The sequence below is a fragment of the Azospirillum doebereinerae genome (assembly GCF_003989665.1).
GTDB classification, from domain to species: domain Bacteria; phylum Pseudomonadota; class Alphaproteobacteria; order Azospirillales; family Azospirillaceae; genus Azospirillum; species Azospirillum doebereinerae.
This window is the reverse complement of sequence record NZ_RZIJ01000030.1, coordinates 20,121-41,236: the sequence shown is the minus strand read 5'-3', so window position 1 is coordinate 41,236 and position 21,116 is coordinate 20,121. Positions and strand designations below refer to the sequence as shown.

At 68.0% G+C, this 21,116-nt stretch carries 23 protein-coding genes and 1 pseudogene; 17 read left to right on the top strand and 7 right to left on the bottom strand.

Translation table 11 applies throughout. The features are described 5' to 3' along the window. Positions 1–235 precede the first annotated feature (235 nt). Positions 236–1,168: a LysR family transcriptional regulator gene (locus EJ913_RS26750; RefSeq protein ID WP_185909952.1), complete on the top strand. Its 933-nt coding sequence runs from the start codon at positions 236–238 to the stop codon at positions 1,166–1,168. Between the two features lie 81 nt (positions 1,169–1,249). Here EJ913_RS26750 and EJ913_RS26745 read toward each other — a convergent pair whose 3' ends face one another. Then, positions 1,250–2,143 carry a ferritin-like domain-containing protein gene (locus EJ913_RS26745; RefSeq protein ID WP_127003692.1) on the bottom strand — a complete coding sequence of 298 codons (894 nt, stop codon included), beginning with the start codon at positions 2,141–2,143 and terminating at the stop codon, positions 1,250–1,252. Between the two features lie 179 nt (positions 2,144–2,322). Here EJ913_RS26745 and EJ913_RS26740 point away from each other — a divergent pair, with 179 nt between their 5' ends. From EJ913_RS26740 to cowN, 10 genes and pseudogenes are all read left to right on the top strand, one after another. Next, a complete protein-coding gene (locus EJ913_RS26740; RefSeq protein ID WP_244939501.1) occupies positions 2,323–4,608 on the top strand; it encodes a NosR/NirI family protein in 2,286 nt (761 codons plus the stop codon). Between the two features lie 69 nt (positions 4,609–4,677). Next, entirely contained in the window at positions 4,678–6,621 is a 1,944-nt protein-coding gene (gene nosZ, locus EJ913_RS26735; protein WP_127003690.1) for a TAT-dependent nitrous-oxide reductase, read from the top strand. Between the two features lie 70 nt (positions 6,622–6,691). Further along, a complete protein-coding gene (locus tag EJ913_RS26730) occupies positions 6,692–8,041 on the top strand; it encodes a nitrous oxide reductase family maturation protein NosD (RefSeq protein WP_127003688.1) in 1,350 nt (449 codons plus the stop codon). Beyond that, positions 8,038–8,982: an ABC transporter ATP-binding protein gene (locus EJ913_RS26725; protein ID WP_127003686.1), complete on the top strand. Its 945-nt coding sequence runs from the start codon at positions 8,038–8,040 to the stop codon at positions 8,980–8,982. The genes EJ913_RS26730 and EJ913_RS26725 overlap by 4 nt, the downstream gene beginning before the upstream one ends. Next, a complete protein-coding gene (locus EJ913_RS26720) occupies positions 8,979–9,809 on the top strand; it encodes an ABC transporter permease (RefSeq protein WP_127003684.1) in 831 nt (276 codons plus the stop codon). The genes EJ913_RS26725 and EJ913_RS26720 overlap by 4 nt, the downstream gene beginning before the upstream one ends. Next, complete coding sequence (locus tag EJ913_RS26715) at positions 9,809–10,393, top strand: nitrous oxide reductase accessory protein NosL (RefSeq protein ID WP_127003682.1); 585 nt, start codon at positions 9,809–9,811, stop codon at positions 10,391–10,393. Before EJ913_RS26720 ends, EJ913_RS26715 begins: the two co-directional genes overlap by 1 nt. Further along, positions 10,390–11,391 (top strand): FAD:protein FMN transferase, encoded by a 1,002-nt coding sequence (locus tag EJ913_RS26710; RefSeq protein ID WP_127003680.1) that lies wholly within the window; start codon positions 10,390–10,392, stop codon positions 11,389–11,391. Before EJ913_RS26715 ends, EJ913_RS26710 begins: the two co-directional genes overlap by 4 nt. A 35-nt stretch (positions 11,392–11,426) precedes the next feature. Continuing rightward, positions 11,427–11,570, top strand: a pseudogene (gene tatA, locus EJ913_RS26705) (twin-arginine translocase TatA/TatE family subunit); the annotation flags it as partial. 60 nt (positions 11,571–11,630) lie between these two features. Next, positions 11,631–11,948: a LytTR family DNA-binding domain-containing protein gene (locus EJ913_RS26700; RefSeq protein WP_127003678.1), complete on the top strand. Its 318-nt coding sequence runs from the start codon at positions 11,631–11,633 to the stop codon at positions 11,946–11,948. 136 nt (positions 11,949–12,084) lie between these two features. Next, positions 12,085–12,396 (top strand): N(2)-fixation sustaining protein CowN, encoded by a 312-nt coding sequence (gene cowN, locus EJ913_RS26695; RefSeq protein WP_127003676.1) that lies wholly within the window; start codon positions 12,085–12,087, stop codon positions 12,394–12,396. Between the two features lie 124 nt (positions 12,397–12,520). Here cowN and EJ913_RS26690 read toward each other — a convergent pair whose 3' ends face one another. Together EJ913_RS26690 and EJ913_RS26685 are read right to left on the bottom strand one after the other, a co-directional pair. Continuing rightward, positions 12,521–14,161: an acyl-CoA synthetase gene (locus EJ913_RS26690; RefSeq protein WP_127003674.1), complete on the bottom strand. Its 1,641-nt coding sequence runs from the start codon at positions 14,159–14,161 to the stop codon at positions 12,521–12,523. Positions 14,162–14,355: 194 nt separating this feature from the next. Next, positions 14,356–14,982, bottom strand: a complete 627-nt coding sequence (locus tag EJ913_RS26685; protein ID WP_127003672.1) for an ATP-dependent Clp protease proteolytic subunit — start codon at positions 14,980–14,982, stop codon at positions 14,356–14,358. A 240-nt stretch (positions 14,983–15,222) separates the two neighbouring features. On the opposite strand from EJ913_RS26685, the gene EJ913_RS26680 reads away from it, so the two are divergent. From EJ913_RS26680 to EJ913_RS26670, 3 genes are all read left to right on the top strand, one after another. Then, a complete protein-coding gene (locus EJ913_RS26680; RefSeq protein WP_127003670.1) occupies positions 15,223–16,101 on the top strand; it encodes a glycosyltransferase family 2 protein in 879 nt (292 codons plus the stop codon). 65 nt (positions 16,102–16,166) lie between these two features. After that, the gene (locus EJ913_RS26675) at positions 16,167–16,481 is read left to right on the top strand and encodes a hypothetical protein (RefSeq protein WP_127003668.1); all 315 of its coding nucleotides are present in this window, start codon (positions 16,167–16,169) and stop codon (positions 16,479–16,481) included. A gap of 121 nt (positions 16,482–16,602) precedes the next feature. Beyond that, entirely contained in the window at positions 16,603–16,971 is a 369-nt protein-coding gene (locus tag EJ913_RS26670; protein ID WP_127003666.1) for a response regulator transcription factor, read from the top strand. A 54-nt stretch (positions 16,972–17,025) separates the two neighbouring features. Here EJ913_RS26670 and EJ913_RS31925 read toward each other — a convergent pair whose 3' ends face one another. From EJ913_RS31925 to folK, 4 genes are all read right to left on the bottom strand, one after another. Beyond that, the gene (locus EJ913_RS31925; RefSeq protein WP_185909951.1) at positions 17,026–17,184 is read right to left on the bottom strand and encodes a hypothetical protein; all 159 of its coding nucleotides are present in this window, start codon (positions 17,182–17,184) and stop codon (positions 17,026–17,028) included. A gap of 279 nt (positions 17,185–17,463) precedes the next feature. Further along, entirely contained in the window at positions 17,464–17,871 is a 408-nt protein-coding gene (locus EJ913_RS26665; protein WP_185909950.1) for a dihydroneopterin aldolase, read from the bottom strand. 130 nt (positions 17,872–18,001) lie between these two features. Next, positions 18,002–18,586, bottom strand: coding sequence for a sugar O-acetyltransferase (locus EJ913_RS26660; RefSeq protein WP_425321127.1), 585 nt, complete (start codon positions 18,584–18,586; stop codon positions 18,002–18,004). A gap of 12 nt (positions 18,587–18,598) precedes the next feature. Then, on the bottom strand, positions 18,599–19,186 hold the full coding sequence (folK, locus tag EJ913_RS26655; RefSeq protein ID WP_127003662.1) for a 2-amino-4-hydroxy-6-hydroxymethyldihydropteridine diphosphokinase: 588 nt from the start codon (positions 19,184–19,186) through the stop codon (positions 18,599–18,601). Between the two features lie 151 nt (positions 19,187–19,337). Between folK and EJ913_RS26650 the strand changes: the two genes are divergently transcribed. The 3 genes from EJ913_RS26650 (at position 19,338) to EJ913_RS26640 (ending at position 21,116) form a co-directional block, all read left to right on the top strand. Continuing rightward, the gene (locus tag EJ913_RS26650) at positions 19,338–19,778 is read left to right on the top strand and encodes a hypothetical protein (RefSeq protein WP_127003660.1); all 441 of its coding nucleotides are present in this window, start codon (positions 19,338–19,340) and stop codon (positions 19,776–19,778) included. A 115-nt stretch (positions 19,779–19,893) separates the two neighbouring features. Next, positions 19,894–20,604, top strand: coding sequence for an SRPBCC family protein (locus tag EJ913_RS26645; protein WP_127003658.1), 711 nt, complete (start codon positions 19,894–19,896; stop codon positions 20,602–20,604). A gap of 131 nt (positions 20,605–20,735) precedes the next feature. Further along, positions 20,736–21,116, top strand: a complete 381-nt coding sequence (locus EJ913_RS26640) for a c-type cytochrome (protein ID WP_127003656.1) — start codon at positions 20,736–20,738, stop codon at positions 21,114–21,116.

Below are 21,116 nucleotides of genomic sequence, written 5' to 3'. Positions count from 1 at the left end.
AGGCCAACCGCCCGAACCCAAAGCCTCCGCATTTCACACTCCACGCAAAAATTTCATCGCTATTAAAGGCTATAAATCTCGTAGGTTAAACTGACTTTTTTTCACGATGCGCAATCGCTCCTCTTCATCAGCCTTGTTTTCTGCCAGATTGGGCCGGCAAGGCCTTGAGGCGCGGGTTTTGCGCGTCATGGGTGTGATTGATCGCTTTTTTTCATTAAACAGGACTTCCTGTGCAATGCTGACATTAAAACAGATCGAAGCCGTCTATTGGGTGAACGAACTCGGCAGCTTCCACGGCGCCGCCGCGCGGCTCGGCACCACGCAATCGACCATCTCGAAGCGCATCCACGAGCTGGAGACCCATTTCGGGGTCGAACTGATCGAACGCGGCAGCGCCGCCACCCTGACCTTGAAGGGCCGCGAGGTGATCGACGACTTCTCGGCGATGCTGGACCTGCGCCAGGGGGTGCTGCACCGTCTGGCCGGCGACGACTCCTTCTCGGGCCGCTTCCGCTTCGGTGTCACCGAGATGGTGGCCCTGACCTGGCTGGCCGATCTGGTGGCGGCCATCCGCCGGGTCTACCCGCGCATGGTGCTGGAGCCGCGCGTCGACATGGCGACCGGCCTGCGTCACCAGCTTGCCCGCCACGCCCTGGATCTGGTGATCAGCCCGTCCCTGGAGTCCGACGCCGGCTACGTCACCCACCCCTTGCCGAAGCTGGAATCCGCCTGGATGTGCAGCCCCGAGCTGATCCCCGCCGGGGAGGACCGGTTGCCGCTGGAGCGCTTGGCGCAGCTTCCCGTGCTCACCCACGCCGAGGGGTCGATGCTGCATCTGCGCCTGCTGCGCGAGCTGGACCGGCTGGGGATCGACCGGGGCCGGGTGCTGACCTGCAACAGCCTGATCGGTCTGGCGGAGCTGGCGCGCGCCGGGCTCGGCGTCACCTATCTGCCGCGCGCCTATTTCGCGCCCTATGTCGAGGCGGGCGAACTGCGCATTGTCGAGGTTCCGCTCGCGTTGGCCCCGCTCGATTACGCCATCGTGCATCGCGGCGACGCGATCAGCCGGCGGGTGGCGGATCTCATCCCGCCGGTCTGCAACTTCGCCGGGGTCGCCTGCCGTGTCGAGCGCAAGCGGGAGGACATCTGCCTGGGCGAGGGGATTTGATTCCGTTGGCCTTGCAATGACTCGCGCTGGCGGCCGTGTGCAGCAGAACGACGCTGCTCTTGCAGCCGCTGCGGCTGTCCCTCAAGCTTGGTGGGTGGTCAGCCGCGTGAGGTGGAGGATGGCGGTTTCCTGAAGGGAGAGGGCGCGGCCGAGAACCGCTTCGTCGGTTGCGGTCGCAGCGATGTCGGCGAAGCGTTCGGCCAGTCGCTCGGCGATGGCGATGGCCGCCGGCCAGGGTTCCATCGCTCCGGCGGCTGCCGGGGGAGTGGTTGCCGGAATGGTCGGTTGCCCGCTGTTCGCAAGGGACTCCTCCTCCAAGGCGATCTGCCCCAGCAACGCCGAGCCGGCCGCATTTCCAGACGCCGCGAGTTGGCGGGACAGGGCGGCGTGTTCGGTGGCGGCGGCGCTCAGCAGGGTTTGGGCGATGCGGTCCAACGCGGCGGAGCTGTCGACCCGCACGGGTGTCTCCGCGCCGCCATGGTCGCGATGGAAGGCCTTGCGCCGCTCGCGCCGCAGTAGGGCGGCGTGCTGCAATTCCTCCCGCGCCAGGGTCTCGGCGTGGCCGCGCACCGTGTCGTTGCCGGTTCCCGCCGCGATGTGGCTGTAGAAGGCGAAGGCGCGCTGTTCGTTCACCACCGCCAGCGACAGCGCCTGATAGGGCGTCAACCGGGTCCGGTCGAGCAGATCGTCCCAGGAGAGCGCGATGTCCGGCGGCAGCACCCAGAGAAAAGATACCTCATCGGGCGCCGCGCGGCCGAGAGCCGTCGCCCAGCGGTCGACGGCGTCGGTGTGCTTTTCCTCCTCCGCCCTCAGGCCATGGAAGGTGGCGGCGGTCGCGGCCTCGCCCCGCCGTTCCATCAGCGCCGCGAGCTGTCCGTAGCGGCGCACCGCCTCGGCCTCCATGGCCATGGCGATGCCCAGCAGGCTGTCGAGGTCGTCGATCCTGGCTGGTGGTTCGTGGTGCAGCAATGGCATCGGTGCAACCTCCTCGATTCGAGAACTTCTCTGTATGATTGCATAAAATGATAATCTAATAAACTTTTGAGCGACTTGACCAAGATCAAGGAGGCCGCGGTTCGACAGGTTCCTACTGTGGAACCGCCGTGGTTTCGATCCCGTCGGCCATTGCCACAACGACGCTGAACGGCGCATCCATGCTGACGGATTTGGTTGACGGTTTCTGGAACAGGGCGCGCGCGGGCTGCGCGGCCGGGCTGCTGCTGTGCGCCGCGCTCGGCTGGGACCTTGGCGGTGCGCTGGCGGCGGATGCGCGTGGCGGCACGGCGGTCGTCGACCGCTTCATCGGCATGGTGCAGCCAGCCGACCTGATGCCCGGCGCCGACCGTTTCGGGCCCATCGCGGCGAACGCGCCTGTCCTGCCGGTCTACAAGGGAAGCGCGCTGGTCGGCCATGCCTTCCTGACCTCCGATTTCGTCAACACCACCGGCTATTCCGGGCGTCCGATCCATGTGCTGGTCGGGCTGACGCCGGACGGCGTGGTGACCGGGGCGAAGCTGGTCGATCACCATGAACCCATCGTCCTGATCGGCATCCCGCCCGCCCGCATCACCGCCTTCATCGACGGTTACATCGGGCGCAACGTGCTGGAGCTGGCCCGGCAAAACGTCTCAAGCCCGCCGGTGGACATCGTGTCGGGCGCCACGGTGACCGTCATGGTCATCGGCGATTCGATCATCCGCTCCGGCAAGAAGGTCATGCAGGCGCTGGGCAAGGGCGGCGCCGAGGCCGCCGCCCCCACCGTCGTCAAGAGCATCGACCCGTCCAAGACCGGCACGGAGGATTGGGCGACCCTGGTCGGCGACGGCTCGGTGCGCCGTCTGACGCTGACGGTGGGCGAGGTCAACGCCGCCTTCGAGCGCACCGGCAAGGCCGAGGCCATCGCGCGCGCCGAACCCGGCACCGCCGACGAGACCTTCATCGACCTCTACGCTGGCCTTGCCACCATCCCGGTCGTCGGACGCTCGCTGCTGGGCGACGCGGAGTACGAGGCGCTGCTGCAACGCCTGAAGCCCGGCCAGCAGGCCATCGTGGTCGCCGGGCAGGGGCGCTACTCCTTCAAGGGGTCGGGCTATGTGCGCGGCGGCATCTTCGACCGGTTCGAGTTGATCCAGCACGAGGGCGCCGTCCGTTTCCGCGACAAGACCCACAAGCGGCTGGGCAACCTCGCGGCGGCGGGCGCCCCGGATTTCCCGGAGATCGGCCTGTTCATCCTGCCCGAGGGGACCGAGTTCGATCCGGCGGACGCTTGGCGCCTGCAATTGCTGGTGCAGCGGGCGACGGCGGCGCTCGACAAGGCGTTCGTCACCTTCGACCTCGGCTACCAGCCGCCCGACAAATATCTGAGGATCGAGCGGATTGCCGCTCCCGCCCCGTCCGTCGCGGCTGCCGTCGCCGATCCGGTCGAGCCGGAGGCCGCCGCCGAGACTCCGCTGTGGCAGCGCATCTGGCAGAACCGGGTGGTGGACGTCGCGGTGACCGGGCTCGCCATCCTGCTGCTGACCGCGATCTTCTTCTTCCAGGACCAGATCGTGAAGCGACCGGCGCTGTACGAGCGACTGCGGCTGGGATTCCTGGTCTTCACGCTGGTCTGGCTCGGCTGGATCGCGCACGCCCAGTTGTCGGTGGTCAACGTGATGACCTTCGCCAACGCGCTGCGCACCGATTTCCGCTGGGACTATTTCCTGATGGACCCGCTGGTGTTCATCCTGTGGTGCTCGGTGGCGGCGTCGCTGCTGTTCTGGGGGCGCGGCGCCTTCTGCGGCTGGCTCTGCCCGTTCGGCGCCTTGCAGGAACTGGCGAGCAAGGCGGCGAAGAAGGCCGGCATCCGGCAGATCGCCGTCCCCTTCGGCCTGCACCAGCGGCTGTGGCCGATCAAGTACATGATCTTCCTGGCGCTGTTCGGCCTGTCCTTCTACTCGCTGGCCTTCGCCGAGCGGATGGCCGAGATCGAGCCGTTCAAGACCGCCATCATTCTGCATTTCATCCGCGACTGGTGGTTCGTGGCCTTCGCCGTGGCGCTGGTCGCGGCCGGGCTGTTCATCGAGCGCTTCTTCTGCCGCTACCTCTGCCCGCTGGGCGCCGCGCTGGCGATCCCCGGCCGGATGCGGATGTTCGACTGGCTCAAGCGCTACAGCGAATGCGGGAGCCCGTGCCGGCGCTGCGCCAACGAATGCCCGGTTCAGGCGATCCACCCCGACGGGTCGATCAACCCCAACGAATGCATCCAGTGCCTCCATTGCCAGATGCTCTACCACCACGACCGCAAATGTCCGGTGGTGATCCAGAAGCGCCTGAAGCGGGAGCGCCGCGAGGCCACCCAACCCGCCTTGGCAGACACAGCCTTGAGCGGCACGCCGGCGCCCCGCGCGCCCGTGCTGACCAGCGATCCCGCGACCGGGCGTCTCACCGCCCGGCCCTGATACCAACCCGAGGCCGGCGTTCCGGCCGCGCAAAGCCCCTCAAGACCGGGGCCAAGAATGGAGCAGAGAATGTCTGACGAGAAGTCCAAGGCGGTGGGGGTCGTGAACCGCCGCGATCTCCTGGGTGGGACGGCGAAGGTCGCGGCGCTGGCGGGGCTCGCCGGCGCGGCGGGCGGGGCTGCGATCGGTGGCGACGCGCTGTTCGGCGCCGCCACCGCGCGCGCGGCCACCGCCACCCCCGGCAAGCAGGTCTACGAGGTCAAGCCGGGCGATCTCGACGAGTATTATGTGTTCCATTCCGGCGGCCATTCCGGCGAGGTCCGCATCATGGGCGCGCCGTCGATGCGCGAACTGATGCGCATCCCGGTGTTCAACCGCTGCTCGGCCACCGGCTGGGGCCTGACCAACGAGAGCCGCAAGATCCTGCTGGCCCATCAGACCCCGGAGACGAAGAAGTTCCTGGAGAAGCGCGGCGGCGAGTATTTCAACGGCGACCTGCACCACCCGCACATGTCCTTCACGGACGGGACCTACGACGGGCGCTACATCTTCGCCAACGACAAGGCGAATTCGCGGATCGTGCGCATCCGTTGCGACATCATGAAGCCCGACACGATCCTGGAGATCCCCAACGCGTCGGCGATCCACGGCCTGCGGCTCCAGAAATACCCGCGCACCGGCTACGTCTTCTGCAACGGCGAGCAGCGCGTGCCGACGCCCAACGACGGCAAGATCCTCGACGAGCCCAAGCGCTACCGCTCCCACTTCACCGCCGTCGACGGCGACACGATGAAGATCGCCTGGCAGGTCTGGGTCGACGGCAACCTCGACAACACCGACGCCGACTACCAGGGCAAATACGTCTTCTCGACCTGCTACAACTCGGAGGAGGGCGTCACCACCGCCGAGATGACCGGCAACGAGCAGGATTGGCTCGTCGTCTTCAACCTCAAGCGCATCGAGGAGGCGGTGAAGGCCGGCAAGGTCGAGGTGATCAACGGCGTTCCCATCGTCGACGGCCGCCACAACACCCCCTACACCCGCTACATCCCGATCCCCAACAGCCCGCACGGCGTCAACACGGCACCGGACGGCATCCACGTCACCATCAACGGCAAGCTGTCGCCGACCGTCTCGGTCATGGACGTGCGCAAGCTCGACGACCTGTTCGACGACAAGATCAAGCCGCGCGACGTCATCGTCGCCGAGCCGCAGGTGGGTCTGGGGCCGCTCCACACCGCCTATGACGGGCGCGGCAACGCCTACACCACGCTGTTCCTCGACAGCCAGGTCGTGAAGTGGAACATCGACAAGGCGATCCGCGCCTTCAAGGGCGAGAAGGTCGATCCCATCGTCCAGAAGCTCGACGTGCACTACCAGCCGGGCCATCTGCACAGCTCCATGGGGCAGACCAAGGAGGCCGACGGCAAGTGGCTGATCGTGCTGAACAAGTTCTCCAAGGACCGCTTCCTCAACGTCGGCCCGCTGAAGCCGGAGAACGACCAGTTGATCGACATCTCCGGCGACGAGATGAAGCTGGTGCATGACGGCCCCACCTTCGCCGAGCCGCACGACACGCTGATCGTCCACCGCTCCAAGGTGAACCCGAAGAGCGTCTACACCCGCGACGACCCGATGTGGGAGGACGCGCGCCAGCAGGCCAAGAAGGACGGCGTCGATCTCGACAACGACGCCAAGGTCATCCGCGACGGCAACAAGGTCCGCGTCTACATGTGGAGCCGGGCGCCGGCCTTCGGCTTGGAGGAGTTCAAGGTCAACCAGGGCGACGAGGTGACCGTGTACGTCTCCAACATGGACGACGTGGACGACCTGACCCACGGCTTCACCATGACCAACCACGGCGTCTGCATGGAGATCGGGCCGCAGATGACCGCGTCGGTGACCTTCACCGCCGACCGCCCCGGCGTGCACTGGTACTATTGCCAGTGGTTCTGCCACGCCCTCCACATGGAGATGGGCGGCCGCATGCTGGTCGAGCCGCGCAGCACCTGATGCGAGGAGCCCTTCTCCCCTCGTGGGAGAAGGGCTTTCCCATGGTGCTTTCATACAGACAGGTCACCCCATGCTTCTCCGCCTCGCCCTTCCGCTCGCCGCCGTCCTCCTGTGCGGTCCGGCGCTGGCCGCCACCGTCGTGGTGCCGCCGGGCGGGCTGGAATCGGCGCTGTCCGCCGCCTCGCCGGGCGACACGCTGCGGCTGGCGCCCGGCGTGCACCCCGGCCCGGTTACGGTCTCCACCACCGTGACGCTGGAGGGGGAGCCTGGCGCCATACTCGACGGCGGCGGGCAGGGCAGCGTGCTGACCGTGACGGCCCCCGGCGTCACCATTCGCGGCATCGAGGTCCGCAATTCCGGTCTCAGCCTGTTCGAACAGAACGCCGGCATTTTCCTGGGCAAGACCGCCAAGCGGGCGGTGGTCGAGGACAACCGGCTGCGCGACAACCTGATCGGCGTCTATGTCTGGGGCGCTGACGACAGCGTGGTCCGCCGCAACGACGTCACCGGCCGCACCGACCTGCGCGTGTCCGAACGCGGCAACGGCATCCAGATCTGGAACGCGCCGGGCGCCAGGGTGCTCGACAACAGCGTGCGCGACGGGCGCGATGGCATCTTCACCACCACCTCGCGTAAGAACGTCTTCGCCGGAAACCGGTTCGAGCGGGTGCGCTTCGCCGTCCATTACATGTACACGAACGACTCCGAGGTGTCGGGCAACGTCTCGCTCGGCAACGGCGTCGGCTACGCGATCATGTATTCCAACAACCTGACGATCCGCAACAACCGCTCGGTCGCCGACCGCGAGCACGGCATGCTGCTGAACGCCGCCAACGGCTCGGTGATCGAGAACAACAGCGTGCTCGGCCGTTTCGCCGGGGCCGTGTCCGACAGCGGCGAGGCGCTGCCCGACGCCGACGTTCCGCGCGACAGCGAGGCGATGGACGACCGCCTGCGCAGCGGCACCTGGAAATGCGTCTTCATCTACAACGCCAACAAGAACCGCTTCGTCGGCAACCGGTTCGAGGGCTGCGAGATCGGCGTCCACTTCACCGCCGGGTCGGAGCGCAACGCGATGACCGGCAACGCCTTCGTCGGCAACCGCACCCAGGTCAAGTATGTCGGCACCCGCTCGCTCGACTGGTCGGAGAAGGGACGCGGCAATTACTGGAGCGACAACGCCGCCTTCGACCTGAACGGCGACGGGGTCGCCGACGAGGCATACCGACCCAACGACGTGGTGGACCGCGTCATGTGGGCCTACCCGGCGGCCAAGCTGCTGATGAACAGCCCCGGCATGCAGGTGATCCGTTGGGCGCAGAAGCAGTTCCCCGCCCTGCACCCCGGCGGCGTGATCGATTCGGCGCCGCTGATGGCGCCCCCCGCCGGGCCGCAACTGGCCGAAAGGACCGCAAGATGACCAGCGAACCGACCATCATCGTCGAGGGCGTCTCCAAACGCTACGGCGACCAACACGCGGTGCGCGGGGTGGATCTGGCGCTGATGCCCGGCGAATGCGTGGCGATGGTCGGGCACAACGGCGCCGGCAAAAGCTCGCTGATCAAGCTGATGCTGGGGCTGACGACGCCGACCGAGGGCCGCATCCGCGTGCTGGGCGGCGATCCGGCCAGCGCCGCCGCCTCGTCCATCCGCCGGCAGGTCGGCTTCCTGCCGGAGAACGTCGCCTTCCACCCCAGCATGACCGGGCGCGAGACGCTGGACTTCTACGCCCGGCTGAAGGGCGTGCCGACGCAAGGCAACGCCGCGCTGTTCGAGCGGGTCGGTCTGGAATCCGCCGCCGTGGCGCGCCGCGTCGGCACCTATTCCAAGGGGATGCGGCAACGTCTGGCCCTGGCGCAGGCGCTGCTGGGCGCGCCGAGAATCCTGTTCCTCGACGAGCCGACGACCGGCCTCGACCCGGCGCTGCGCCAGAGCTTCTACGAGATCGTCGCCGCCTTGCGCGACGCCGGGACCACGGTCCTGCTGTGCAGCCACGCCCTGACCGAGTTGGAGGGGCAGGCCGACCGCGTCGTGGTGATGAGCCGGGGCCGCAAGGTGGCCGACGGTTCGCTCGCCACGCTGCGTGGGCTGGCCCGGCTGCCGGTGCGCATCCGCCTGACGCTGGCCGACGGGGACGTCGACGGACTGGCCCGCTGGGTGGGCGAGGACGCGGTCCTCACCCGGCTGGCCGGCGGCGTGGTGGAACTGGCCTGCGCCAACGACGACAAGGTCGGTCTGGTCCGCCGCATCGCCTGCGACGGTCCGGCCGTGCACGACATCGAGATCGTCCAGCCGAGCCTGGACGAGATGTACGCCCATTTCCTGCGCCGACCGGACATGGTCGGGGAGGCTGCGGAATGAACACGCTTCTCATCATCGCCGCGAAGGAAATCCGCGACGGTCTGCGCAATCGCTGGGTCGTCGCCACCACGCTGCTCATGGCGGCGCTGGCGCTGAGCATGAGCTTCCTCGGCGCCGCGCCCACCGGCAGCGTCGGCGTCGGGCCGGTCGAGGTCACCATCGTCAGCCTGTCGAGCCTGACCATTTTCCTGCTGCCGCTGATCGCCTTGCTGCTGTCCTTCGACGCGGTGGTCGGCGAGATCGACCGGGGCACCATGACGCTTCTGCTGTCCTACCCGGTGGCGCGCTGGCAGGTGCTGCTCGGCAAGTTCCTCGGCCACGCGGCGATCATCGCCTTCGCCACGGTGCTGGGCTACGGCTCGGCCGGGGCGGCGCTGTTCCTGAGCGGGGCGGAGATCGGTCCGGAGAGCTGGCGCGCCTTCGCCGCGATGATCGGGTCGAGCGTGCTGCTCGGCGCCGCCTTCACCGCGCTCGGCTACCTCGCCTCGACGTTGGTGCGTGACCGGGGCACGGCGGCGGGCATCGCGGTGGCGATCTGGCTCGGCTTCGTGCTGCTCTACGACATCGCCCTGCTGGGGATTCTGGTCGCCGACGGCGGCAAGACGGTGAACGCCGGGGTCCTGAACGGGCTGCTGCTCGCCAACCCGGCCGACGCCTACCGGCTGTTCAACCTGACCGGCTTCGGCAACGTCAGCCTGCTGGCCGGAACCGCCGGGCTGGCGGCGCAGGTGCAGTTTTCCGGAACCGTGTTGCTCGCCGCGCTGGCCGCCTGGGTCGCGGCGCCGCTGGCGCTGGCGGTCCTGCTGTTTTCGAGGAAGCAGATCTGATGCGAACCTTCATCCAAACCACGCTGCTGGCGGCGGCGCTGCTGCTGCCGCTGTCCGCCTGCAAGCCGGAGAAGGCGGAGGCGCCGCCGCCGCAGGCCATCGCCGCCGACGCGGTGGGGCGCTATTGCGGGATGAATCTCGCCGACCATCCCGGTCCCAAGGGGCAGGTGATCCTCAAGGGCACCGACAAGCCGGTCTGGCTGTCGTCGGTGCGCGACACGCTGGCCTTCACCGCCTTGCCGGAGGAGCCGAAGGACTACCGCGCCGTCTACGTCACCGATCTCGGCCGCGCCGCCGATCCGCAGAAGCCGGATCTGTCGGCCTGGGTCGAGGCGCGGCAGGCGTGGTACGTCCTGAACAGTGGCCGCACCGGCGGCATGGGCGAGGCGGAAACCCTGTCCTTCGCCGAGGAGGGCGCGGCGCGGCGCTTCGCCGGCGCCAACGGCGGCACCGTGAAGCGCTTCGCCGATCTGACGGCCGACGAGATCCTGACGCCCGACCAGCCGGAGCCGGCGGCGCCGCAGGAAAGCGCTCCGCAGGAGAGCGGCGCGCATGGCGGGCACGGTCCCAAGGGGGCGATGTGAGACACGCGTCGTTGTTCACCCGCCGCCGCTTTCTGACCATCGGCGCCGCGCTCGCCGGCACCGCCCTGCTGCCGGAGCGGCTGCGGGCGGACGGGATCGGCCTGCGGGAGTGGCGCGGCGTCGCGCTTGGGGCGGACGCCTGTCTCCAACTGGCCCATCCCGACCCGGCCGAGGCCGACCGGCTGATCCGCCTGTGCCTGGACGAGGTCGGACGGCTGGAGCGGCTGTTCAGCCTCTACCGGCCGGACTCGGCGCTGCGCCGCTTGAACCGCGACGGCGCCCTGGCCGATCCGCCGGGCGACGTGCTGCGGCTGTTGTCGGAGGCGGTCGCCTTCGGGCGGCGGACGGACGGCGCCTTCGACGTGACGGTGCAGCCGCTGTGGCAACTCCACGCCGCGCATTTCGGCCGTCCCGGCGCCGATCCGGAGGGACCCCCGGAAACGGCGGTGGTGGCGGCGCGCGGGCTGGTCGATTACCGTGCCTTGCGCGTCGGGCCGGAGCGCATCGCGTTTGCCCGGCGCGGCATGGCGGTGACGCTGAACGGCATCGCCCAGGGCTACGTCACCGACCGGGTGAGCGAGCTGTTGCGCGGGCAGGGGATGGACCGGGTGATGGTCGATCTGGGCGAGATCCGCGCCCTTGGGTCCCACCCGGACGGGCGGCCCTGGCGCGTCGGCCTGAAGGATCCCACCGCCGAATCCCGCTTGTCCGAGACGCTGGAGATCGCCGACCGCGCGGTGGCGACCTCCGGCGGTTACGGAACGCGCTTCGACGCCGCCGGACGCTTCAGCCATCTGTTCGACCCCGCCACCGGGCATAGCGCCCGGCACTGGTCGGCGGTCACGGTGACCGCCGCCGACGCGACCACGGCTGACGCCCTGTCCACCGCCCTGTCGATCCTCCCCGCCAGCAAGGCCGAAGCCCTGCTGAGCGGTTTCCCCGGCGTGACCGCCCGTCTCACCCGCCCCGATGGCGGCGTGCTGCGGCTGGCGGCCTGACAGTCTTTTCGAACCTTTTGGAGACGATGACGATGATGGGAAGTTTCAGCCTGATGCACTGGATGGTCGTGCTGCTGCTGGTCCTGCTGCTGTTCGGCGCCGGCAAGCTGCCGAGCGTGATGGGCGACTTGGCCAGGGGCGTGAAGTCCTTCAAGGCTGGCCTGAAGGACGAGGACGACACGCCGCCCAAGGCCCTGCACTGATTGCGGTCCCGTTCTGCGGCCGGCCAGCCGCATCTTATGAAGCTTCCGCTTCTGCGCGGAAAGGCCACGGTCCTCATCGACATCGCCGACGTCGTCTGCCTGACCGCGCAGGGGCATTATTCCCAGGCGACGACGTCCAGCGCCACGTCCCTGTGCCCCCTGACGCTGGCCGAGTTGGAGCGGAGGATCGGCCTGCGGTTGTTCATGCGCGTGCACCGCAAGCATCTGGTCAATCTGCGCCATGTCGACCGCGTGGACGGGCGGTGGGGCCTGCATCTGTCCGGGGAACAGAAGCTCCGCATCCCCATCGGGCGGGAGAAGGTCAAGATCGTCCGCCGGCTGCGGGCCGTTTGAGACGCCGGCCGTTCGAGATGCCGTTCGTGCGGCGATAATGCCGTTCATCCAGACAGGAGGCGGTCTGGGCCGGAGCTGTTGCCGGCTGGGAGCGTCTTTGTCAAGGTCGTGACCATCACCAAACCGGGGATCCTCCATGACCGCCAGCACCGTGACCACCAGTTCCGCCGCCGACCGTTACGTCAGCTTCAACGGCATCGACTTCGAAGGCAACATGCAGATCGTGTTGCAGCATCTCTTCCGCTACATCGACGACCCGGCCACGGGCAACGCCTTCTGGGACCGCTTCAAGGAGCGTCTGGCCAAGGCGAGCGACGATTCGGTCCGGGTGCAGGACAAGCTTTTGCTGCTCCACTCCCACGTCTATTACATGGTCGAGCTGTTCGAGGAGCACGAGGACGAACAGGCCCTGCGGGATCTGAAGAAGCTCGAAGAGGAATGCTTCTGAGGGCAGCGTCGGTTTTCAAGCGGCCGGGGGCGGGGTCGGTCGCTTTTCCCAATCGGCGTCCCGGAGGGGCCGGGCTGGAGTCGTCGCCAGCCACGGCCCGTTGACGGCGTTGAAGTTGTGAGGGTCAGAGGGCTTCGGTCTGCTTGCGCAGGACGAATTTCTGGATCTTGCCGGTGGAGGTCTTCGGCAGTGGGCCGAACACCACCGTGCGCGGGCATTTGAAATGCGCCATATGGGCGCGGCAGAAGGCGATGATGTCGGCCTCGGTCGCCGTCGCCCCATCCTTCAGCATCACGAAGGCGCAAGGGGTCTCGCCCCATTTCTCGTCGTGGCGGGCCACCACGGCGGCCTCCAGCACGTCGGGGTGCTTGTAGAGCACGTCCTCCACCTCGATGGAGGAGATGTTCTCGCCGCCGGAGATGATGATGTCCTTCGAGCGGTCCTTGATCTCGACATACCCGTCTGCGTGCCACACGGCCAGATCGCCGGTGTGGAACCAGCCGCCCGAGAATGCCTCGGCTGTCGCCTTGGGGTTCTTCAGGTAGCCTTTCATGACGTTGTTGCCGCGCATCATGATCTCGCCCATCGTCCGGCCGTCAGTGGGGCAGGGCTCCAGCGTGTGCGGGTCGGCGACCATGATCGCCTCCAGCATCGGGCCGCGCACGCCTTGGCGGGCCTTGATCGCCGCCTGCTCATCGAGCGGCAGTTCGTTCCAGCGCTCGTGCCAGACGCAGACCACCGTCGGGCCGTAGCATTCGGTCAGGCCGTAGACATGGGTGACCTCCCAGCCCATGCGCTCGATCCCGGCGATCACGGCGGCCGGCGGGGCGGCGCCGGCGGTCATCACCTTCACCGTGTGGTCGATGCCGGCCTTCAGTTCGGCGGGGGCGTTGTTCAGCATGTTCAGCACGATGGGCGCGCCGCAAAAGTTCGTCACCGTCTCCTCGCGGATCAGGCGCAGCACGGTGTCGGGGCGGACCTGGCGCAGGCAGACGCTGGTGCCGGCGGTCACCGCGATGGTCCAGGGGAAGCACCAGCCGTTGCAGTGGAACATCGGCAGCGTCCACAGATAGACCGGCGCGTCGCCCATGTTCCAGGACAGCGCGTTCGACACCGCGTTCAGGTAGGCGCCGCGGTGGTGGTAGACGACGCCCTTCGGGTTGCCGGTGGTGCCCGAGGTGTAGTTCAACGTGATGGCCTGCCATTCGTCCTCCGGCAGGGTCCAGGGATGCAGAGCCCCGGTGTCGGTGAGGAAGGATTCGTAGTCGCGGTCGCCGATCAGTTCGCCACCGCTGTAGCCCGGGTCGTCGATGTCGATCACCGGGATCGGCGAGTCGAGCGCGGCCAGCGCCCGCTTGGCGACGGCCGAGAACTCACGGTCGACGATCAGGATCCTGGCCTCGCCGTGGTTCAGAATGAAGGCGATGGCTTCGGCGTCGAGCCGGGTGTTGATGGCGTTCAGCACGGCGCCGGCCAGGGGCACGCCGAAATGCGCCTCGAAGAGTTCGGGCGTGTTGGCGGCCAGCATGGCGACGGTGTCGCCCTTGCCGATGCCGGCGTTGGCCAGGGCGGCGGCCAATCGGCGTACCCGGACGAAGGTCTCGGCCCAACTGCGGCGGACCGCGCCATGGACGACGGCGGTGCGGTCCGGCCAGACGGCGGCGGCCCGCTCCAGATAGGTCAGCGGCGTCAGCGCCACGAAATTGGCGGCGTTGCGGTCGAGGTCGCGCTCGTAGACGTTCGGTTCGGTGCTGGGCTCGCTCATCGGATCGTGCTCCCTCAGGCTTCTTCTTGGCTTCGTTCATGCCACGCCCGATGGCCGGGGTGGGTGTTCTCGAAGGCGATGGCCGATGGGCACCGGCATCCGCCGCAGCGCGCATTATCAGGACAGAACGCCCAACAAAAAAGGGCCTTCCTCGGCAGGAGGAAGGCCCTTTTCCGTGCAACGGACCGAAGCGGTTACTTCAGCTCGTCCATGGTGTCGATGATGTGGCTGACGATGCCGTATTCCTGGGCTTCGTTCGCGAACATCCAGTAGTTGCGGTCCGTGTCCTTGGCGACCTTCTCATAGGTCTGACCGGTCTCGCGCGCGATGATCCTGTTCAGACGTTCGCGCATGCGGATGATTTCCTTCGCCTCGATGGCGATGTCCGTCGCCCGCCCGCCGGTGCCGCCCAGCGGCTGGTGGATCAGGAAGCGCGTGTTGGGGAGGCAGAACCGGTCCTCCTTCTTCGCCGCCAGGAAGATGTGGCAGCCGGCGCTGGCGACCCAGCCCGTACCCAGCATCTTCACACGCGGCTTCACGAACCGGATCATATCGTGGATGGTGTCGCCCGCCTCGACATGGCCGCCGGGGGAGTTCACCACCACGGTGATGTCGTCGTCGCCTTCATGGGCCAGCGCCAGCAGCTGGGCCGACACCGCTTGGGCCAGCTTCATGTCGATCTGGCCGAAGATCAGCACGGTGCGTGCCTTGAACAGGGTCTGCTGCACGGCTGCGAACGGCGGCTGGGCGGTGTCCTTCGACTTTTCGTCCGGTTCCTTTTCGGGTTCGTCGTCGAACCGGGTGTATCCGACCTGCGCCATTGATGTTGTTCTCCCTGGTATCGGAAACCTGGATATCGGAAACCTGGCTGTCAGACTTGGCTGTCAGACCTGGATCCGAGCATTGCCCCGCCTAGTCTCCAGATAGCCTGTATCGGTTCCATGTTCAACGTCCCGCGACGCCAAAAACGGCGGTGGACGCCGCAGCGGCACGGCCACGTTGACGGTGGGGGCGGCTTGTCCCCACACTCGCGGTCCGGATGGCGGGAAGGGTGCGACGGAATGACCGGGCGGACGGAAGGCGTGGGCGTGTCGGTGATCGTCGCGGCGTACCGCGCGCACGGCACCATCGAGCGGGCCGTGCGCAGCCTCCTCGTCCAGGGTTGGACCGCGTGGCAGGCGGTGATCGTCAGCGACGACGGCACCGACTACCGGGCGACCCTGCGCGCGGCCGGCATCGACGATCCCCGGCTGAAATTCACGGACACAGGCGCCGTCGGGGCCGGCGCCCCCGCCGCGCGCAGCGCTGGGCTGGCCTGCGCGACCCTGCCGCTGGTGGCGCCGCTCGACGCCGACGATCTCTACCGGCCGGGGCGGCTGGAAAACCTGGCGCCGCTGGCGCTGGCGCATGGCGCCGCCTTCGACAACGTCGCCGTGGTGCGCGACGAGGACGGCACCCCGCTGTCCACCCTGTTCGCAGCCGGGCAGGGTGTCGGGCGTCTCGACACGGACGGTTTCCTGGAAACCTCGGTGCCGATGTTCCCGGTGGTCCGCCGCGATCTCGCGCGCTGGGAGGGGGATATCGATTTCTGCGACGACCTCGTCTTCAACATGCGGATCTTCGATCGCATCGCGGGTCGCACCGGGGCGGTGCCGCTGGTCCGCGTGCCGCTGTACGAGTACCGCCAGCGGGCCGGCTCCATCACCTTCTCCGCCGACAGCGGCGATCGGGCGGAGCGCGGCTACCGCCATGTGCTGGGACGGCTGGCGGACGACGGGTTGGGGATCGCGGACGCGGGCCTGCGTGCCCGCTTCGCGGCGGCGGTGGAGCGCAAGCGCGCCCTGAACACCGCCTATGGCGCGGCGCAGAAGGCCGGGCTCTGCGCCAATTTCCAGGAGTTCCTAGCCTTGCGCGGGGCGGGGGGCGGCATACCGGGGTAATCTTTGCTTTACCGTTTTCCGGCAGGCTGATGACGGTCTCATGACCGCCCCGATCGGGACTTCCTATGAACGCTCCTGCCTGCTGCCTCGCGCGGATACCGGCCAACGGCAAGTTCTGGCTGAGAAACGCCGCGCTCGACGATTCGCCGCCCGCCGACATCCGCATCGAGGAGGGACGCATCCGCGCGGTGATCCCGGCCGGAGAGGCTCCCTGCTGCGCGCCCGGTCTGGACTTGGACGGCGGTAGCGTGCGGTCGCTGGCGCCGGACGGGCGGGTCGCGGCGGGATTTCCGGCCGATTTGTCGGTGACCCTGTGCGGCGGCCGGATCGTGGAGATGCGCGCCGGCGATATTCCCGGCTTGATAAAAACTGGCGGCTGACCCTTTCCCGTTGAGGGGCGGGCGGGATAGAGTTTCTCCATCGGTCACGAAGGAACGGCCATATGGGGTTGATCGTCCGGCCGCGCGACGGACCGGACTCCGACGACGGAGGAGACCCCCCATGGCCCGCGTGCTGATCATCGACGACGACGACGTGGCGCGGATGATGCTGTTGCGCGCGCTGACCCGTGGCGGGCACGAGGCGACCGGCGCGCGAGACGGAGTCGAGGGCGTCGCCCTTTTCCGGGAGAGCCCGGCCGATCTGGTCATCACCGACATCTTCATGCCGAACCAGGAAGGGTTGGCGACGATCATGGAACTGAGGCGCAGCGCGCCCAGCCTGAAGATCATCGCCATTTCCGGGGGTGGTGCCCGCGCCTCTCTGGATGTCCTGTCGGTGGCGGAGGCGTTGGGGGCACAGAAGACTCTGCGCAAACCCTTCACGCCGTCGGAGGTGATGGACGCGGTGCGGTCCGTGCTCGGCGAATAGGCGGTGCGGTGGGTGAATCGGCCTGCCCGCCCCGTTGGGGCGGGGGACTTCGTCCTACGCGGCCAAACGTTCCTGCTGGGCGCGCAGGTTGCGGCGTACGCGATCGAGCATCTGTTGGAAGGTTTCCCGGTCGATCCCGTCGCGCGCCATGATGGCGATCACCATGGGATCCTCAAGGAGTTCCGAAAGGGTCGGCGGCGTCCTGCGGTCCATGCTTCCCTCCCTGTGAGTACCGGTCGGTCGATCCGGCTTGCCAATCCCTGCACGCTGTTACGATGGAGGTCGTGTTTCGATGGGGATAATGGGGTTTTCCCCTGGCGTTGGATTGTACGCTAAAAATACAATCGCGCAACCCTATCGCGGAACAAAAGAAATTGGCACCCGCACTTTGGGCGATCAGGCCTATATCCTTCCGTTGCTCCTTACTCATGGAACATCGACGTTTGTGCCAACGGAGTAATGCAAAAGTCGATGGCCGCTCAATGACCGTTTTCAGAGGCCGTTCTGTTGCGCCCGCGTGATGCTGGCTCCGGCCCCGGCGCCCTCGGCGGCGGTCGACGGCAGTTCCACATCGACGCGGACGCGCTGCACCTTGGCGTGGGTCAGGCAAAGATCGGCGGCCCGCTCGGCCAGATAATCGGGGCCGGGGATCGTCTCGTCGGCGCACAGCCGCCGCAGTTCCTCGACGATGTCCTCATAGGACATGACGGCCGCGATGTTGTCGGGAAAACCGGCGCCGGGATGGGTGACCGTCAGGGTCAGGTCGATGCGGACGGCCGGGCGTCCCGGCCGTCCGGCCAGGGCGACCGTCGCGGTGAAACCGCGCACGAGAATCGTGTAGGTCAGCGTCGCTCCGCCCGGTTGGACGATGGCGTGCCGCTCCGCGCTGTGATCGGACAAACAGCTTCTCCTGACCGGCCTGCCCTGGGGCCGGCTTTCCCCGGCGGCGGGGCTGGCGCTCATCGCCGTCCCGCCGCCGGGGCGTACTATAAGCGCAACGGCCAAGCCTTGCCAATCCGGCCGGGGCCAATCAGACCGGAGGCGGTGCTCGGCGGGGCACCGGACGGGCCGGATTGCCGACCACAATGCTCCCGGCCGGAACGTCCCGCGTCACCACACTGCCCGCCCCGACGATGGCGTCGTCGCCGATGGTCACGCCGGGCAGGATGATGGCGCCGCCGCCGATCCACACGTTGTTGCCGATGCGGACCGGGATGCCGGACTCATAACCCTCCCGCCGCAGATCGGGATCGCGCGGGTGGTCGGCGGTGTAGATCTGCACCGACGGGCCGATCTGGCAGTGGTCGCCGAGTGTGATCGGCACCACGTCCAGGAACACCGCGCCGAAATTGATGAAGGTGCCGCGCCCGATCCGGATGTTGAACCCATAGTCGCACTGGAAGGGCGGCCGCAGCATCAGCCCCTCCCCGGCTGCCCCCAGCAGTTCGGCCAGGATCGCGCCCCGCTTTTCGCTCTCCTCGGCGCCGGTCGCGTTGTAGGCGCGCAGCAGCCGGTCGGCCCGCAGCGCGTCGGCGGTCAGTTCCGGTCCTCCGGCGCGGTAGAGGTCGCCGGCCAGCATCTTCTGCTTTTCGCTGCGCGGATCCTGTGGGGGCACGTTGGAAGTCTCCTAGATCGTGGATGGGGAGGGCGGGTGCGGTTCCAGGGCATCGGCCACGCGGACCACGCTGTCGCGTCCAGGCGCGCCGGCCAGCAATTCGGCGATGGTTCGACCGAGCGCCGGGTGGCGCAAATCGGCGGCGATGTCGGCCAGCGGGCAGAGCACGAAGGCGCGTTCCGCGATGCGGGGGTGTGGGATCTCCAGGTCGGGCGACGCCATCACCAGCGCGCCTTGGAACAGGATGTCGATGTCGATGGGGCGCGGCCCGAAGCGCAGGCCGTCCAAGTTGCGGCCCAGTTCCTCCTCGATCCGCTTGACGGCGCGCAGCAGTTCCCGGGGCGCCAGGTCGGTGGTGCCGCTCAGCGCCATGTTCAGGAAGGCGGGCTGGTCGGTGACGTACATCGGCGCGGTTTCGTAGACGGCCGACAGCCGGTCGATGCGCAGCAGGGCGCCGAGCCGGTCGATCGCGGCCGACAGATTGGCCCGGCGGTCGCCGAGGTTGCCGCCGAGCGCCAGATGAACCGTGGTCACAAGCGAATCCTTGGCCGGATCCAGGGCCGAAGCGCCGCTTTTCGGGGGCAGGGTTTGATCGGACATGAGAGAAGGGCATCCCGGTGCAATCGACAATCCGCCATAGTCCTACCAAATCGCCGGGATCGCGTCATGGTTGGTGGGAACAGCGGAAGCCTGCCGGGGTTCCCGTTTCGGCACCGTTTGACAAGAACCGTTCGATGGAGGAGATGGCATTATGGGCGTGCGTGTTTCTGGAGTGTTGCTCGGCCTGTCGGTCGTGGTGCTGGCCGCCTGCGCTACCGGGCCGGGGGCGGAGGTGGCGCAGCGCGCCCAGACCGAGCTGGTCGGCATGCCCAAGGACCGTCTGCTGGCCTGCGCCGGCGTGCCGGAACGGCAGGCCAGCGCCGAGGGACGCGATTACTACACCTACGTCGCCCGCCCGTCCGGCGGTTATGGCCCGTCGAGCGGCCTCGGAATCGGCGCCGGAGGCGGCAGTTTCGGCAGTGGGGTCGGCCTCGGCCTCGGTTTCAGCCTGCCGGTGGGTGGAACTTCGACCGGCTGCGAGGTCACCGTCGTGCTGGGGCGTGGCGGCGCCGTGGAGCAGGTGAGCTATCCGGCCGGCGTCAGCCTGTCGGCCTGCGCGCCCATCGTCGAGAACTGCGTCCGGTCGCGCTGACGGCGCGGGTCCGAAGCCTGGGGCTGTCGCATCGGGCGGCGCCCCCCTATCTTCAGGCTTGGGCTTGGCCGCTCGCCTGGGCTCCGGACAACAAGACTTGGGAGGAACGACGATCATGGACATGAGCGGAAGCCACCGGATCGAGGCACCGCGAGACCGGGTGTGGGCCGCGCTGAACGACCCGGAGGTCCTGCGCCAGTGCATTCCCGGTTGCGAGGAGGTCGTGAAGCTGTCCGACACCGAGATGACCGCCAAGGTGGTCGCCAAGGTCGGGCCGGTCAGCGCGAAGTTCGCCGGCAAGGTAACGCTGTCGGATCTCGACCCGCCCAACGGCTACACCATCAGCGGCGAGGGATCGGGCGGGGCCGCCGGCTTCGGCAAGGGCGGCGCCACGGTGGCGCTGGCCGACGACGACGGCGCGACGCTGCTGACCTACACGGCGCGCGCCCAGGTCGGCGGCAAGCTGGCGCAGATCGGCTCGCGGCTGGTCGACGCGACGGCGCGCAAGATGGCCGACGATTTCTTCTCCCGCTTCACGCAGGCGGTCGGCGCGCCGCCCTCCGTCGAGGGACCCGAGAATGTTCCGCCGCCGGCCGCCGTCGCCGCTCCGGCCCATAAGGCCTCCGTCTACGCCGCCCCTGTCGATGCCGCGCCCATCCCCATCGCGCCCGTCGTGACGCCGCAGGCGGTGGCGCCGCCGCCCGAGGTGCCGCTGCCCTCCGCCCTTCGGGCCGCTACCGGAGCGGGTGAAAGCAATTTCTACCTGCCCTGGGGGGCGCTTCTTCTGATTGCCGTTCTGGGGATCCTCCTTGCCTGGATGACATAGCGTCGCAGCTCATGCTTTAGGCTGAGGGCGGCACGTTGGGGTGTTGGCCCCGACCTTGGAATGTGTATGCTGCCGCGCGTTTTCGGCCGGCGTCGCTTTGGCCGGCCATCACTCGGAAGGGAAGCCGAAGAATGAAGAAGCATCTGATGGGCGTGGCTCTGGTCGCCTCCGTCGTCCTGGGAGCCGGCGCCGCGCAGGCCGCCGACGCCGCCGCCGGCAAGGACGTGTTCAAGGTCTGCATGGCCTGCCACACCGCGGAAGCGGGCAAGAACAAGGTCGGTCCGTCGCTGTTCGGCGTGGTCGGCCGCCCCGCCGCCTCGATCGACGGCTTCCGTTACTCGGCCCCGATGAAGGAAAAGGGCACCGCCGGCTATGTCTGGACGGCCGAGAACCTGGATGCCTACATCAAGGCTCCCAAGGAGATCGTCCCCGGCGGCACGATGGCCTTCGCCGGTCTCAAGGACGACGCCAAGCGCGCCGATCTGATCGCCTTCCTGAGCGAGCAGAAGTAA

Excerpts from the sequence above, each read along its gene's own strand:
- cowN (WP_127003676.1), top strand. The coding sequence starts at position 12,085 with ATGACCGCCAGCACCGTGACCACCAGTTCCGCCGCCGACCGTTACGTC.
- EJ913_RS26645 (WP_127003658.1), top strand. The coding sequence starts at position 19,894 with ATGGACATGAGCGGAAGCCACCGGATCGAGGCACCGCGAGACCGGGTG.
- folK (WP_127003662.1), bottom strand. The coding sequence starts at position 19,186 with ATGTCCGATCAAACCCTGCCCCCGAAAAGCGGCGCTTCGGCCCTGGAT.
- EJ913_RS31925 (WP_185909951.1), bottom strand. The coding sequence starts at position 17,184 with ATGGACCGCAGGACGCCGCCGACCCTTTCGGAACTCCTTGAGGATCCC.
- EJ913_RS26745 (WP_127003692.1), bottom strand. The coding sequence starts at position 2,143 with ATGCCATTGCTGCACCACGAACCACCAGCCAGGATCGACGACCTCGAC.
- EJ913_RS26685 (WP_127003672.1), bottom strand. The coding sequence starts at position 14,982 with ATGGCGCAGGTCGGATACACCCGGTTCGACGACGAACCCGAAAAGGAA.
- EJ913_RS26715 (WP_127003682.1), top strand. The coding sequence starts at position 9,809 with ATGCGAACCTTCATCCAAACCACGCTGCTGGCGGCGGCGCTGCTGCTG.
- EJ913_RS26720 (WP_127003684.1), top strand. The coding sequence starts at position 8,979 with ATGAACACGCTTCTCATCATCGCCGCGAAGGAAATCCGCGACGGTCTG.
- EJ913_RS26640 (WP_127003656.1), top strand. The coding sequence starts at position 20,736 with ATGAAGAAGCATCTGATGGGCGTGGCTCTGGTCGCCTCCGTCGTCCTG.
- EJ913_RS26675 (WP_127003668.1), top strand. The coding sequence starts at position 16,167 with ATGAACGCTCCTGCCTGCTGCCTCGCGCGGATACCGGCCAACGGCAAG.
- EJ913_RS26730 (WP_127003688.1), top strand. The coding sequence starts at position 6,692 with ATGCTTCTCCGCCTCGCCCTTCCGCTCGCCGCCGTCCTCCTGTGCGGT.
- EJ913_RS26725 (WP_127003686.1), top strand. The coding sequence starts at position 8,038 with ATGACCAGCGAACCGACCATCATCGTCGAGGGCGTCTCCAAACGCTAC.
- EJ913_RS26650 (WP_127003660.1), top strand. The coding sequence starts at position 19,338 with ATGGGCGTGCGTGTTTCTGGAGTGTTGCTCGGCCTGTCGGTCGTGGTG.
- nosZ (WP_127003690.1), top strand. The coding sequence starts at position 4,678 with ATGTCTGACGAGAAGTCCAAGGCGGTGGGGGTCGTGAACCGCCGCGAT.
- EJ913_RS26680 (WP_127003670.1), top strand. The coding sequence starts at position 15,223 with ATGACCGGGCGGACGGAAGGCGTGGGCGTGTCGGTGATCGTCGCGGCG.
- EJ913_RS26740 (WP_244939501.1), top strand. The coding sequence starts at position 2,323 with ATGCTGACGGATTTGGTTGACGGTTTCTGGAACAGGGCGCGCGCGGGC.
- EJ913_RS26690 (WP_127003674.1), bottom strand. The coding sequence starts at position 14,161 with ATGAGCGAGCCCAGCACCGAACCGAACGTCTACGAGCGCGACCTCGAC.
- EJ913_RS26700 (WP_127003678.1), top strand. The coding sequence starts at position 11,631 with ATGAAGCTTCCGCTTCTGCGCGGAAAGGCCACGGTCCTCATCGACATC.
- EJ913_RS26670 (WP_127003666.1), top strand. The coding sequence starts at position 16,603 with ATGGCCCGCGTGCTGATCATCGACGACGACGACGTGGCGCGGATGATG.
- EJ913_RS26750 (WP_185909952.1), top strand. The coding sequence starts at position 236 with ATGCTGACATTAAAACAGATCGAAGCCGTCTATTGGGTGAACGAACTC.